The organism is Flavobacterium sp. UM26, from assembly GCF_057922445.1.
In genome coordinates this window covers 49482-63002 of sequence record NZ_JBVHCY010000009.1, presented here as the reverse complement: position 1 = coordinate 63002, position 13521 = coordinate 49482, and the positions used below count along the sequence as shown (strand labels likewise).

Sequence of the window (13521 nt, the reverse complement as noted above, 5' to 3'; positions counted from 1 at the left end):
AATTATTTAGCTCTTTCAATGATTTCAACTAATCTCCAACATTTTGATTTACTCAAAGGACGCGTCTCGCTAATTCTTACAGTATCACCAATGTTACAGTCGTTTGTTTCGTCGTGTGCTACAAATTTCTTTGTTTTTAACACGAACTTACCATATAATGGGTGCTTTACTTTAGTTACTTGCGCAACAACAATAGACTTATCCATTTTGTTTGAAGTAACTACACCAATTCTTTCTTTTCTTAAATTTCTTTTTTCCATCTTTCAGCAGATTACAATTATTGTAACTCTCTTTTAGTAAGTTCTGTAGCTAATCTAGCAACCGTTCTACGTACACTTCTAATTTGAAGTGGATTTTCGATCGGAGAAATAGCGTGAGCCATTTTTAAATCGGCATAAACCTTTTTAGTTTGACTTAGTTTTTCTTGCAACTCCGCTGCAGAAAGATCTTTTATTTCTGATTGTTTCATAAAAATATAGATTATGCTTCGAAATCTCTTGCAACAACGAATTTAGTTTTAACTGGAAGCTTTTGAGCTGCTAGACGTAACGCCTCTTTAGCAACTGACAAAGGAACTCCTCCAACTTCGAACATAATTCTTCCAGGTTTAACTACAGCTGCCCAATATTCAACGGCACCTTTACCTTTACCCATACGTACCTCAAGAGGCTTCTTAGTGATTGGTTTGTCTGGAAATATTTTAATCCATAATTGTCCTTCTCTTTTCATATAACGAGTTGCAGCGATACGTGCAGCTTCGATTTGACGAGAGGTTAAGAACATTCCATCTTCATGTACAGATTTAATTCCAAACATTCCATTTGAAAGTTCATGTCCTCTTTGAGAATTCCCTTTCATTTTACCCTTTTGTACCTTACGATACTTTGTTCTTTTAGGCTGTAACATTTTTCTTTAGTTTAAAAATTTACTTTCTTTTACGAGCGTCTGGTTTTCCACCTTTATTAAAAGATTTTCTGTCTCCTCTAGAAGAATCTCCTCCTTTACCTCCGGCTTGTTTTTTATCCATGCCAGCTAGCGGAGAAAGCTCTCTCTTTCCGTAAACTTCACCTTTCATGATCCACACTTTCACTCCCATTCTACCATAAGTAGTATGAGCTTCTGCAAGTGCATAATCAATATCAGCTCTGAAAGTTGATAGAGGAATTCTACCCTCCTTGAAACCTTCTGAACGAGCCATTTCAGCACCATTCAAACGACCTGAGATAAGCACTTTAATTCCTTCAGCATTCATACGCATAGAGGCTGCGATGGCCATTTTAATAGCTCTTCTGTAAGAAATTCTGCTTTCGATTTGACGACAGATGCTTGTAGCAACTAGATACGCATCAAGTTCAGGTCTTTTAATTTCAAAGATGTTAATTTGAACCTCTTTGTCTGTAATTTTCTTAAGTTCTTCTTTCAACTTGTCTACCTCTTGTCCACCTTTTCCGATAATTATACCAGGTCTAGCAGTAGTGATAGTAACGGTTACAAGTTTCAAAGTTCTCTCGATGATTACTTTTGATACACTAGCTTTTGATAAACGAGCATGTACATACTTTCTGATTTTGTGATCTTCGGCTAATTTATCACCGTAATCATTTCCACCATACCAGTTTGAGTCCCATCCTCTGATGATACCAAGTCTATTTCCAATTGGATTTGTCTTTTGTCCCATGCTGCTTAAGAATTGCTTTGTGTGTTATTGATAGCTCCCAACACGATTGTTACGTGATTAGAACGTTTTCTTATTCTGTGTGCTCTTCCTTGTGGAGCTGGACGAAGTCTTTTCAACATCATTCCACCATCTACACGGATTTCCTTAACAAATAATCCTGCTTCTTCTAAACTAGCTTCGCTATTCTTTTGTTCCCAGTTATTGATAGCTGATAACAATAGTTTTTCTAATTTTCTTGAAGCTTCTTTAGAACTAAATCTTAATATGTTAAGTGCTCTTTCTACCTTCTGACCTCTTACTAGATCTGCTACTAAGCGCATTTTTCTAGGTGAAGTAGGGCAGTTATTTAACTTCGCGAAAGCAATAGACTTATTAGCCTCTTTTCTCGCATCTGCTGTTTCTCTTTTACGAACTCCCATTGCTTCTTATTTTTTACCTTTATTTTTTGCTCCAGCATGACCTCTAAAAGATCTAGTTGGTGAAAATTCTCCTAATTTATGTCCTACCATGTTTTCTGTAACGTAAACAGGTACAAACTGACGACCGTTATGAACTGCGATAGTTTGACCAACAAAGTCTGGTGTTATCATAGAAGCTCTAGACCAAGTCTTAACCACTCCTTTATTTCCACCTGCAATGTTTTCTTCAACTTTCTTTTCTAACTTATAATGAACGAAAGGTCCTTTTTTTAATGAACGTGCCATATCTTATTATTTCTTTCTACGTTCTACGATATACTTGTTACTCGGGTTTTTCTTAGAACGTGTTCTATAACCTTTAGCTGGTATTCCATTTCTTGAACGTGGATGTCCACCAGAAGAACGTCCTTCACCACCTCCCATTGGGTGATCTACAGGGTTCATTGCAACAGGTCTTGTTCTAGGTCTTCTTCCTAACCATCTTGTTCTACCAGCTTTTCCTGATACTACTAATTGATGATCTGAATTAGAAACTGCTCCTATAGTAGCCGAACACGTTAACAAAATCAATCTTGTTTCACCTGATGGCATTTTAATAGTTGCATATTTTCCATCTCTTGCCATTAATTGAGCAAATGTACCAGCTGAACGAGCAATTACAGCTCCTTGACCTGGTCTCAATTCAATACAAGAAATTACAGTTCCTAGCGGAACTTTACTTAAAGGTAAAGTGTTACCAATCTCAGGTTGAGCATCTGCACCAGAAACAACTTTCTGACCAACTTTCAATCCATTTTGCGCGATAACATAAGTTTTCTCACCATCAGCATAAGCTAATAAAGCGATAAAAGCAGTACGATTTGGATCATACTCAATCGACTTAACCGTAGCTGGAATTCCATCCTTGGTACGTTTAAAATCGATAATACGATATCTCTGCTTGTGACCACCACCCGTATAACGCATGGTCATCTTTCCTTGACTATTTCTACCTCCAGTGTTTTTTATCGGCGCTATCAAAGAGCGTTCCGGCTTATCAGTTGTAATAGCGTCATAACCATTCACAACTCTAAATCGCTGACCTGGGGTAATAGGTTTTAATTTTCTTACTGACATTTTTCTATCTTAGATATTGTTGTAAAAATCAATTGTTTCTCCTTCTTGTACTTGTACAATTGCCTTTTTCACAGCATTTGTCTTTCCACTGATTAAACCACTTTTAGTGTATTTAGTAGTTCTGTCTGGTCTAACATTCATAGTGTTTACACTAACAACATTTACTCCATAAGCAGCTTCTACAGCTTTCTTAATTTCAACTTTGTTAGCCTTTCTGCTCACCTCGAATCCAAAACGGTTCAAAACTTCACTTTCTTTGGTTACTTTTTCCGTTACTATAGGTTTAATTATGATGCTCATATCCTAATTATTTACTTAAATTTTCTTCAATTACTTCCAAAGAACTCTCTAAAAGCACTAAATTATTTGCATTTAAAATAGCATAAGTACTTAATTCTGAGCTACTTACAACGCTAGAAGCCTGCAAATTACGTGAGGACAAATATACATTTTTATTCGTATCACCCAACACAAACAGTGATTTTTTGTTTTCTAACTCTAAAGCTTTCAAAACATTAATGAAATTTTTAGTGCTTGGCTTTTCAAAATTAAAATCTTCTAAGACGATAATATTTGATTCTTTTGCTTTAATAGAAAAAGCAGATTTTCTAGCCAATCTCTTCAAATTTTTATTCAATTTGAATGAATAACTTCTTGGTCTAGGACCAAAAACTGTTCCACCACCTTTAAACAAAGGACTTTTTGCACTACCCGCACGAGCAGTACCTGTTCCTTTTTGTTTTTTAATCTTACGCGTACTACCTGCCACTTCAGCTCTCTCCTTAGCCTTGTGAGTACCTTGTCTTTGATTAGCTAAATATTGCTTAACATCAAGGTATACCGCGTGATTGTTTGGTTCAATTGCGAATACTGAATCAGAAAGTTGAACTTTTCTCCCAGTATCTTTTCCGTTGAAATCTAATACTTTTACTTCCATTACTTCTGAATGATTACATAAGAGTTATTATGACCAGGAACACATCCTTTAATCACAAGTAGATTCTTATCAGTAACTACTTTTAACACTCTAAGGTTTTGAACTTTTACATTTACTCCTCCCATTCTTCCTGCCATACGCATTCCTTTGAATACTCTAGACGGATAAGAAGAAGCTCCTACAGAACCTGGCGCTCTTAAACGGTTATGTTGACCATGAGTTGCTTGACCAACACCACCAAAACCGTGACGTTTCACAACCCCTTGAAAACCTTTACCTTTAGAAACACCTTGCACATCCACAAATTCCCCTTCTTCAAAAATAGACACATCAATAAGATCACCTAATTTTTGTTCAGTTGCAAAATCTTGAAATTCAACGACTTTTTTCTTAGCAACAGTTCCAGCTTTTTTAAAGTGACCTAAAGCCGCTTTTGTGGAATGTTTCTCGTTTTTGTCATCGAAACCAAGTTGCAACGCTTCATACCCGTCAACCTCTTTGGTTCTGACTTGGGTAACAACACATGGACCAGCTTCAATTACTGTACAAGGAATATTCTTCCCGTTTTCATCAAAAATACTAGTCATGCCGATTTTTCTACCAATTAACCCAGACATAAATATTAATTATTAATTATTAAAATATAAATATAGAACGCAGCTTTTGAGCAAATCCTATTTTTTTTCGAGGTGCAAAGGTATAACTTATTTACACACAATCCAAAAAATATTTTTTTTGCCCAAAAACAGCGTTCTTATTACTTTAGAACTACTTAAACTTTGATTTCAACTTCAACTCCACTTGGTAATTCAAGTTTCATTAAAGCATCGATAGTTTTAGATGAAGAAGAATAAATATCAATTAATCTCTTATATGACATTACTTCAAATTGCTCTCTAGCTTTTTTGTTAACGTGCGGAGAACGCAATACTGTAAACAATTTTTTGTGAGTTGGCAACGGAATTGGACCAGTTACAACAGCACCAGTAGTTTTTACTGTTTTTACAATCTTTTCAGCAGATTTATCCACCAACATATGATCGTAAGATTTTAATTTTATTCTGATTTTTTGACTCATTTTCTTAAAGATTATGCGTTTCCTTTTGCTTTTTTGATAACTGCTTCTGAAATGTTAGAAGGTGTTTCAGCGTAGTGTGAAAATTCCATTGTTGATGTTGCACGACCAGAAGATAAAGTTCTTAAAGTTGTAACATACCCAAACATTTCTGACAATGGCACATCAGCCTTAATAGTTTTAGCACCATTTCTATCACCCATGTCATTTACCTGACCTCTACGACGGTTAATATCTCCTACGATATCTCCCATGTTTTCTTCTGGTGTAATAACCTCCATTTTCATGATTGGCTCAAGAATAATAGCTCCAGCTGCTTTCGCAACTTCTTTATACCCCATTCTAGCTGCTAATTCAAAAGAAAGCGCATCAGAATCCACTGGATGGAAAGATCCATCTAACAATGTAACTTTTAAACTATCAACCTGATAACCAGCTAACGGACCAGTTTTCATAGCTTCACGGAAACCTTTTTCAACAGCAGGAATGTATTCTTTAGGTACGTTTCCTCCTTTTACTTCATTCACAAATTGCAATCCTACAGGTACTTTACCATCCACTTCATCAGCAGGCTCAACTCTAAATACGATATCACCGAATTTACCACGACCTCCAGATTGTTTCTTGTAAACCTCTCTATGTTGAGCAGTTTTTGTAAATGCTTCTTTGTATTCCACTTGTGGCTCACCTTGATTTACCTCTACTTTGAACTCACGTTTCATACGATCAACCAAGATATCCAAGTGCAACTCACCCATACCAGAGATAATAGTTTGCCCTGAAGCCTCATCCGTCCTAACAGTAAATGTTGGATCTTCTTCAGCTAATTTCGCCAAAGCCATACCCATTTTATCTACGTCAGCCTTAGTTTTAGGCTCAATAGCAATACCAATTACTGGCGCAGGGAATTTCATTGATTCAAGAATAATTGGATGCTTCTCATCACACAATGTATCTCCAGTTTTGATATCTTTAAATCCAACAGCTGCTCCAATATCACCAGCCTCGATATATTCGATTGGGTTTTGTTTGTTGGCATGCATCTGGTAGATACGAGAAATTCTTTCTTTATTTCCAGAACGCGTATTCAACACATAAGAACCAGCATCTAATCTTCCTGAATAAGCACGGAAGAAAGCCAAACGACCTACGAATGGGTCAGTTGCAATTTTAAACGCTAAAGCAGCAAATGGCTCTTTCACATCTGGCTTACGCAAGATTTGAGTTTGATCTTCTTCTAACAATTCCGCATCATCAGGGTGAATACCTTTAATTCCCTCTTTATCCAATGGAGAAGGCAAGTATTTACATACCGCATCAAGCATAAATTGAACACCTTTGTTTTTGAAAGAAGAACCTGCAATCATTGGGATAATTGCCATATCCATAGTTGCAGCTCTTAAAGCTGTATTGATTTCCTCTTCAGTAATAGAGTTCTCATCCTCCATATACTTATCCAAAAGATTTTCATCATAAGTAGCAATTTCCTCGATTAGAATTGAACGATAGTGTTTCACTTCGTCAATCATATCTGCAGGAATATCAACAATATCAAAAGTCGCTCCTTGTGTAGCATCATGCCAAACAATAGCTTGATTTTTAACCAAGTCAACCACTCCTTTAAAATCATTTTCTTCACCAATTGGTAAAGTGATAGCCACCGCGTTTGATTTCAACATATCCTTTACTTGTTGACAAACTGCTAAGAAATTAGACCCTTGACGGTCCATTTTATTAACAAACCCCATACGAGGCACACGGTATTGATCAGCTAATCTCCAGTTAGTTTCAGATTGAGGCTCAACACCATCAACCGCACTAAATAAGAAAACCAATCCATCTAATACACGTAACGAACGATTTACCTCTACTGTAAAGTCAACGTGCCCAGGAGTATCGATAATATTGAAGTGATACGGTTTAGATTCTGGTAAAATTTTACCTTGTTCAGTTGGAAAATTCCATTCACAAGTTGTAGCCGCAGAAGTAATAGTAATACCTCTTTCTTGCTCTTGTGCCATCCAGTCCATTGTTGCAGCACCATCGTGCACTTCACCAATTTTGTGTGATTTTCCAGTATAGAATAATATACGCTCAGTTGTTGTTGTTTTACCAGCATCAATGTGAGCAGCAATTCCAATATTTCTTGTATATTTTAGATCTCTTGCCATTTCTCTATGAATTAAAATCTAAAGTGAGAGAAAGCTTTGTTAGCTTCTGCCATTTTGTGAGTATCCATTCTTTTCTTAACAGCCGCACCTTCTTCTTTAGCCGCAGCCAAACATTCAGAAGCTAACCTTTGAGCCATTGATTTTTCGTTTCTTCTTCTAGAATAAAGTATCAACCATTTCATAGCCATAGAAATTTTTCTATCAGGTCTAATTTGCATTGGAATTTGAAATGTAGCTCCACCTACTCTACGACTACGCACTTCTACGTGAGGCATAACGTTAGTTAAAGCATCTTTCCAAATTTCTAAAGCTGATTTTTCATCATTTTGCTTTTTAGTTTCAATGATATCAATTGCATCATAAAAAACTTTAAAAGCTGTTGATTTCTTACCATCCCACATTAAGTTGTTCACAAAACGCGTTACCAATTGATCGTTAAATCTTGGATCCGGTAAAAGTGGTCTTTTCTTTGCCGCTCTTTTTCTCATGTCTTTTTTTTAATTTTTTGTCATTAGCATAACTTTATTAACAGAATTAAAATTCCATTACAAAAATCACACATTTAACTTTTTAAATTACTTTTTTGCTTCTTTTGGGCGTTTAGCACCGTACTTAGATCTTCTTTGCGTTCTTCCAGCAACACCTGATGTATCAAGTGCACCACGAACGATGTGATATCTAACTCCTGGTAAATCTTTTACCCTTCCACCCCTAACTAATACTATCGAGTGCTCTTGTAAATTGTGTCCTTCACCTGGGATATAAGCATTCACTTCATTACCATTTGTCAAACGCACACGCGCAACTTTACGCATTGCAGAGTTTGGTTTTTTTGGTGTAGTAGTGTAAACACGCGTACAAACCCCTCTTCTTTGAGGACAAGAATCTAAAGCAACCGATTTACTCTTCTTAGTTATCTGAGTCCTTCCTGTTCTTACTAATTGTTGAATTGTTGGCATAATTAATACTAAAAATTTCTTATTATATTAAATTCCCGCTTTTTACGGGGTTGCAAATGTATAAAATATTTTTCACTATACAAACCTTAATTCATTAATTTTCAATATCCTTATTTTAGATTATGAATTCCATAAGATTACACAGATATTTGCGTTAGATTTATTTGAAACCAAACAACTTGAAACATATTCTAAACATACTCATAATTTTATCCACTTGCCAAATAAGCTTTGGACAAAAAATATTTTTAAAAATAAAAGGCTCAACAGAAGCCGAAAATAAAATTATTGACTCTTTACAATACCATCAAATCCACACAAACTTATCATCAATTGAAAAAGAAATCCTTTTAACTTCAAAAAAACTTGAAAAATTGGGTTATTTAGAAAACAGCTTAACTGAATTAGTAAAAAAAAACGATAGTACCTACAATGCATATTACGAATTAAAAAAACAAACAAAATACATTCATATATATATAGGTAAAAATTCACCCATAAAACAATTCACAGAAAAAACCGCTAACCAAGACACATTAATTTTAAAATACCCAGAAACCATAGACTTTTTAAACGCTACAACAATTAAACTTGAAAAACTAGGCTATCCAAAAGTCAGTGTTTATTTGGAGAACATAAAAGCACAAAACAACATACTTTTTGCAGATCTAAAAACAAAACTTGGTCTTCAAAGAAAAATTAACCAAATAATCATAAAACACAAAGAAGAGGAACAACAACAAAAAATATTCCCATCAAATCACTTAGCTCAAATCAATAAAAAATTCAGAAACAAAGTTTTCAACCAAAACTCTATTCATGAAATAAAATCCGAATTCGACAAATATTCATTTATCAAACAAACAAAGCAACCGGAATTATTATTAAGCAAAGATTCTACAATAATTTATGTATATCTTGAAAAAAGAAAATCCAACTCTTTCGATGGATACATTGGAATCAGCAACAATGACGAAAAAAAAACCATATTAAATGGATACTTAGACATTCAATTTCAAAATATTCTAAAAAAGGGAGAGGATTTTTTTATCTATTGGAAAAGCGACGGAAATGATCAAAAAACATTTCGCACCGGAATAACCTTAGACTATTTATTAAAAACACCAATAGGCATAAACGCACAACTCAACATATTCAAACAAGACAGCACTTTTCAAAACTCAAAAACACTTATCGACATTAATTACTTAATAGCACACAAAACAAAGATTCACTTCGGTATTGAGTCAACCATCTCCAGCGATATACAAAATAGCAACAACAACATCAGTGACTATAAAAATCGATTCATAACCGCAGGTCTTGTACATCAAAAAAAAGAGACAGAAAACCTATTATTTGAAGAAAAAACTAAATTAGACTTCCGAATAGGCATCGGAAACAGAAACACCTCAAACCTTACCAATATCACAAAACAAAAACAACAGTTTGTAAATCTAAACATTACACACAACATCATTATCAATCCCAAAAACAGCATCAATATTAGAAATCAAAATTTTTTCTTAAACAGCAACAACTACTTAACAAATGAATTGTATCGATTTGGAGGACTATATTCAATAAGAGGATTTGCAGAAAATAGTTTACAAGGAAATTACATGAGCGCAATACTAACTGAATATAGACTCCTTCTCAACGAATCATTATACATCCACTCAATACTTGATTATGCGATATTTAAGGACAAAAGCATTTTAAAAAGTAAAAATAATTTTAACAAAATAAATGGCTTAGGACTTGGCATAACAATACAAACAAAAAACGGACTTATTAAATTTTCCATAACAAATGGCATAAATAACTATAACGATATAAAATTATTTAACAGTATAGCAAACATATGTTATAATGTTAAATTTTAATGTTAGAGTTAAAAAAAACAAAAAAATATTAGGAATGTTAACAAATTATTATGAGTTTTGACGCACTAATTCAAAACAATTAAATAATGAAACTAAAGTTCAATGGACTCTTAGTACTTCTAATGGTACTAGTGACGCAATTAACATTTGCGCAAGAAAGATCTGTTTCAGGTATTGTTTCAGATAACGCAGGATTACCGATACCCGGTGTGAGTGTGCTAATCAAAGGATCAAAAACTGGAACCCAAACTGATTTTGATGGTAAATTTACCATTAAAGCAACCCCTAGCCAAATACTAATATTTAGTTATGTAGGGATGAAAAACGAAGAAGTAGTAGCCAAAACAACTACTTTAAACGTTAAAATGCAAAGCATTACTACAGAATTAGAGAGCGTTGTAGTAACTGCTCAAGGTATCAAAAGAGAAAAGAAAGCCCTAGGTTATGCAGTCAGCGAAATCAAATCAGCTGATATTGAACAAAGAGCTGAAGGAGATGTCGCTAGGGTTTTGAATGGAAAAGCTTCAGGAGTTGTAATTAACCAAACTAGTGGTATCTCTGGTTCTGGTACAAACATCAACATCCGTGGTTTAAACTCGATTTCTGGTAACACTCAGCCATTATTTATCGTAGACGGAGTTCCATTTGCAAGTGACACAAACGCTAACGGAAATTTCCAAGATGGAAACTCTGGTTCAAGCCGTTTCTTGGATTTAGATCCAAACAATATTGCCAACGTAAACATCCTTAAAGGATATGCTGCAACCACCCTATACGGTACAGCAGGTCGTAATGGAGTTATCCTTATCACAACAAAAGGTGGAGCAAACAGTAAAGGTTCGAAAAAGAATGAAATTACCGTGAATCAATCTTTATTTATGAATCAAATCGCTTCATTACCAGATTACCAAAACAAATTTGGTAATGGTTTTGACCAAGCTTACGGAAACTTCTTCTCTAACTGGGGTCCGGGATTTTACAAGGATGGTTTAGGCGGATATGGCGCTGCAGGATCAGGAATTCAAGCTGATGGCACTGTTGCACATCCCTACAACAGAGCAAATTTAGCTGCTGCGTTTCCAGAATATCAAGGAGTATTTATTCCTTATGCACCTGTAAAGAATAACGTAAAGGATTTCTTTAGAATTGGCGCTGTTGTTAACACAAGTATTAACATTGCAGGGCAATCAGAAGATGGAAATACATCTTATAATTTCAACTTCGGTAATTTGAGTGATGAAGGATTTACTCCAGGTAACGAATTAAAAAGAACATCTTTTAGTGTTGGAGGAAGATCTAAATTGAGTAACAAATTCACTATTAGTGGAACTATGAACTATTCTAGAACAGACTTCTTGACACCACCTGTAGCAAGAAGTAATGGATCTGGAGTGCAAGGAACAGGATTATCTATCTTCGCGGATATTTTCTACACTCCACGTAACGTAGATTTGCAAAATTGGCCTTATCAAAATCCTATCACAGGAGCCAACGTTAGTTACCGTCTTTCAAGTGATATCTTGAACCCATATTGGACCCTAAACAACTCATTTGTTAGACAAATGACAAACAGAACTTTTGGTACAACCTCCTTAAATTATGATTTAAATGATAACATCAAATTAAACTATAGAGTTGGTTTTGACTTTTACAACGAGCGTAATGAAAACGGAACTAATGTTGGAGCACCAAGAGGACCTGTACAAGGAAATTACAGAACATTTGACAACAACAATATGATTTGGGATCACAACTTCTTAGTAAGTGGTAGCTATCAATTAACTGACAAATTAGGACTAAACTTCCAAACGGGTGCAACTTCTAGAAGTGTAACTTATGATAGACAAGGAGTTAACAGTGTTGGACAACAAGTATTTAATGTTTTCAGACACTTCAATTTTGGCACTCAAAGCCCAATTCAATATACAGAAAAACAAAACATTGTAGGTCTTTATGGCCAAGCCGATTTAGAGTATGATAAGTATTTATATCTACAACTTTCTGCTAGAAAAGACTGGGTATCAAATACATTTGAAAACTCAATAACCTACCCTGCAGCTTCTCTGTCGTTCATACCAACTGAAGCATTTGAAGGACTTAAGAGCACCAATGGCCTTAATTACTTAAAATTGAGAGCAGGTTACGGTACTTCTGCTGGATTTGCATCTTCATATCCAGTTTCTAACAACATAGACGGTTCTGCAAGAGATTTCTCGGACATCTCGGGTGTAATTAATCCAGCACAACAAACGGCTTCAAGATTAGGAAACCCAAATTTAAAGCCTGAGCTACTTAGCGAATATGAATTTGGATTTGATTCTAAATTTTTAGACAATAGAGTGTCACTTAATGCTTCTTATTTCAGAAGACAAACTAAAAACTTAATCACTGAAACTCCTATAGACCCGAGCACAGGTTACCTATCAACATTTACTAACATTGGTAGATTAGAAGGTAACGGTATCGAAATTGATTTAGATGTTGATGTTATCCGTAACGATGGTAATGGTTTCAATTGGAATATCGGTGCCAATTTCTTCAAAGGAGAAATGATTGTTAAAGATTTGGGAGATCTAGAAAGAGTAACTATCGCTGGTTTCACTAACTTAGGTAACCAAGCCATTGAAGGAGAACAAATCGGTGTAATGGTTGGTTCAAGAGTAAAAAGAGATGCTAATGGCAATTTCGTAGTTAACAATGTTGGTGATTATGCAACTGAAGCTGGTCCATTTATAATTGGTAATCCAAACCCAGATTTCACATTAAACACCACTAATACAATAAGCTATAAAAACTTCAACCTAAACTTCTTGATTAGTTATGTAAGTGGTGGAGACATTTATTCTCAAACAACAGCTGCTTTGCTAGGTAGAGGTTTAACAACAGATACAGAAGATCGTTTACAAACGTTTATTTTACCTGGAGTAAAAGAAGACGGCACACCAAATGATATCCAAATTAATAACTCAACCTACTACTTTAACAACGTAGCCTTTGGCCCAGACGAATTAAGTGTTTATGACGGTTCAGTTATTCGTTTAAATGAAATATCTTTGGGGTATAACTTACCAAAGAAAGTTTTAGAAAAAACCCCTTTTGGAAGTATAAGCTTTACACTTTCAGGCTACAATTTATACTACAATGCATTTAATACTCCAGACGGTGTAAACTTTGATCCAAACGTATTGGGTACTGGTGTTGGGAATGGTAGAGGTTTTGACTTCTTGAACGGACCTAGTGGAAAAAGATATGGTTTTAGCATAAAAGCTACATTCTAAAA

At 35.0% G+C, this 13521-nt stretch carries 16 protein-coding genes; 2 read left to right on the top strand and 14 right to left on the bottom strand.

Annotation, left to right across the window (positions count from 1 at the left end; genetic code table 11):
* Window positions 1-2: 2 nt before the first annotated feature.
* The 14 genes from rpsQ to rpsL form a co-directional block, all read right to left on the bottom strand.
* Entirely contained in the window at window positions 3-260 is a 258-nt protein-coding gene (gene rpsQ / locus ACZ1AQ_RS11460; protein WP_159687102.1) for a 30S ribosomal protein S17, read from the bottom strand.
* Between the two features lie 17 nt (window positions 261-277).
* Window positions 278-469 (bottom strand): 50S ribosomal protein L29, encoded by a 192-nt coding sequence (gene rpmC, locus ACZ1AQ_RS11455; RefSeq protein WP_031456038.1) that lies wholly within the window; start codon window positions 467-469, stop codon window positions 278-280.
* 11 nt (window positions 470-480) lie between these two features.
* Window positions 481-906 (bottom strand): 50S ribosomal protein L16, encoded by a 426-nt coding sequence (gene rplP, locus ACZ1AQ_RS11450; protein ID WP_017495016.1) that lies wholly within the window; start codon window positions 904-906, stop codon window positions 481-483.
* A 19-nt stretch (window positions 907-925) separates the two neighbouring features.
* The gene (gene rpsC / locus ACZ1AQ_RS11445) at window positions 926-1678 is read right to left on the bottom strand and encodes a 30S ribosomal protein S3 (protein WP_489633033.1); all 753 of its coding nucleotides are present in this window, start codon (window positions 1676-1678) and stop codon (window positions 926-928) included.
* Between the two features lie 5 nt (window positions 1679-1683).
* Window positions 1684-2097, bottom strand: a complete 414-nt coding sequence (gene rplV, locus ACZ1AQ_RS11440; RefSeq protein WP_024981512.1) for a 50S ribosomal protein L22 — start codon at window positions 2095-2097, stop codon at window positions 1684-1686.
* Between the two features lie 6 nt (window positions 2098-2103).
* Window positions 2104-2382, bottom strand: a complete 279-nt coding sequence (rpsS, locus tag ACZ1AQ_RS11435) for a 30S ribosomal protein S19 (RefSeq protein ID WP_024981511.1) — start codon at window positions 2380-2382, stop codon at window positions 2104-2106.
* 6 nt (window positions 2383-2388) lie between these two features.
* Window positions 2389-3213, bottom strand: a complete 825-nt coding sequence (gene rplB / locus ACZ1AQ_RS11430) for a 50S ribosomal protein L2 (RefSeq protein ID WP_489633032.1) — start codon at window positions 3211-3213, stop codon at window positions 2389-2391.
* A gap of 9 nt (window positions 3214-3222) precedes the next feature.
* On the bottom strand, window positions 3223-3513 hold the full coding sequence (gene rplW / locus ACZ1AQ_RS11425) for a 50S ribosomal protein L23 (protein ID WP_489633031.1): 291 nt from the start codon (window positions 3511-3513) through the stop codon (window positions 3223-3225).
* A 7-nt stretch (window positions 3514-3520) separates the two neighbouring features.
* Complete coding sequence (gene rplD, locus ACZ1AQ_RS11420) at window positions 3521-4150, bottom strand: 50S ribosomal protein L4 (RefSeq protein ID WP_489633030.1); 630 nt, start codon at window positions 4148-4150, stop codon at window positions 3521-3523.
* Window positions 4150-4767, bottom strand: coding sequence for a 50S ribosomal protein L3 (gene rplC / locus ACZ1AQ_RS11415; RefSeq protein ID WP_489633029.1), 618 nt, complete (start codon window positions 4765-4767; stop codon window positions 4150-4152). The genes rplD and rplC overlap by 1 nt, the downstream gene beginning before the upstream one ends.
* A gap of 155 nt (window positions 4768-4922) precedes the next feature.
* Window positions 4923-5228 carry a 30S ribosomal protein S10 gene (gene rpsJ, locus ACZ1AQ_RS11410; protein WP_007803605.1) on the bottom strand — a complete coding sequence of 102 codons (306 nt, stop codon included), beginning with the start codon at window positions 5226-5228 and terminating at the stop codon, window positions 4923-4925.
* An 11-nt stretch (window positions 5229-5239) separates the two neighbouring features.
* Window positions 5240-7396 carry an elongation factor G gene (gene fusA / locus ACZ1AQ_RS11405; protein WP_489633028.1) on the bottom strand — a complete coding sequence of 719 codons (2157 nt, stop codon included), beginning with the start codon at window positions 7394-7396 and terminating at the stop codon, window positions 5240-5242.
* 11 nt (window positions 7397-7407) lie between these two features.
* Window positions 7408-7884 (bottom strand): 30S ribosomal protein S7, encoded by a 477-nt coding sequence (gene rpsG / locus ACZ1AQ_RS11400; RefSeq protein ID WP_298294574.1) that lies wholly within the window; start codon window positions 7882-7884, stop codon window positions 7408-7410.
* An 87-nt stretch (window positions 7885-7971) separates the two neighbouring features.
* The gene (gene rpsL / locus ACZ1AQ_RS11395; RefSeq protein ID WP_007136570.1) at window positions 7972-8355 is read right to left on the bottom strand and encodes a 30S ribosomal protein S12; all 384 of its coding nucleotides are present in this window, start codon (window positions 8353-8355) and stop codon (window positions 7972-7974) included.
* 179 nt (window positions 8356-8534) lie between these two features.
* Here rpsL and ACZ1AQ_RS11390 point away from each other — a divergent pair, with 179 nt between their 5' ends.
* Together ACZ1AQ_RS11390 and ACZ1AQ_RS11385 are read left to right on the top strand one after the other, a co-directional pair.
* Complete coding sequence (locus ACZ1AQ_RS11390) at window positions 8535-10241, top strand: BamA/TamA family outer membrane protein (RefSeq protein ID WP_489633027.1); 1707 nt, start codon at window positions 8535-8537, stop codon at window positions 10239-10241.
* Between the two features lie 86 nt (window positions 10242-10327).
* Window positions 10328-13519 carry a SusC/RagA family TonB-linked outer membrane protein gene (locus ACZ1AQ_RS11385; protein ID WP_489633026.1) on the top strand — a complete coding sequence of 1064 codons (3192 nt, stop codon included), beginning with the start codon at window positions 10328-10330 and terminating at the stop codon, window positions 13517-13519.
* Window positions 13520-13521: the final 2 nt, after the last annotated feature.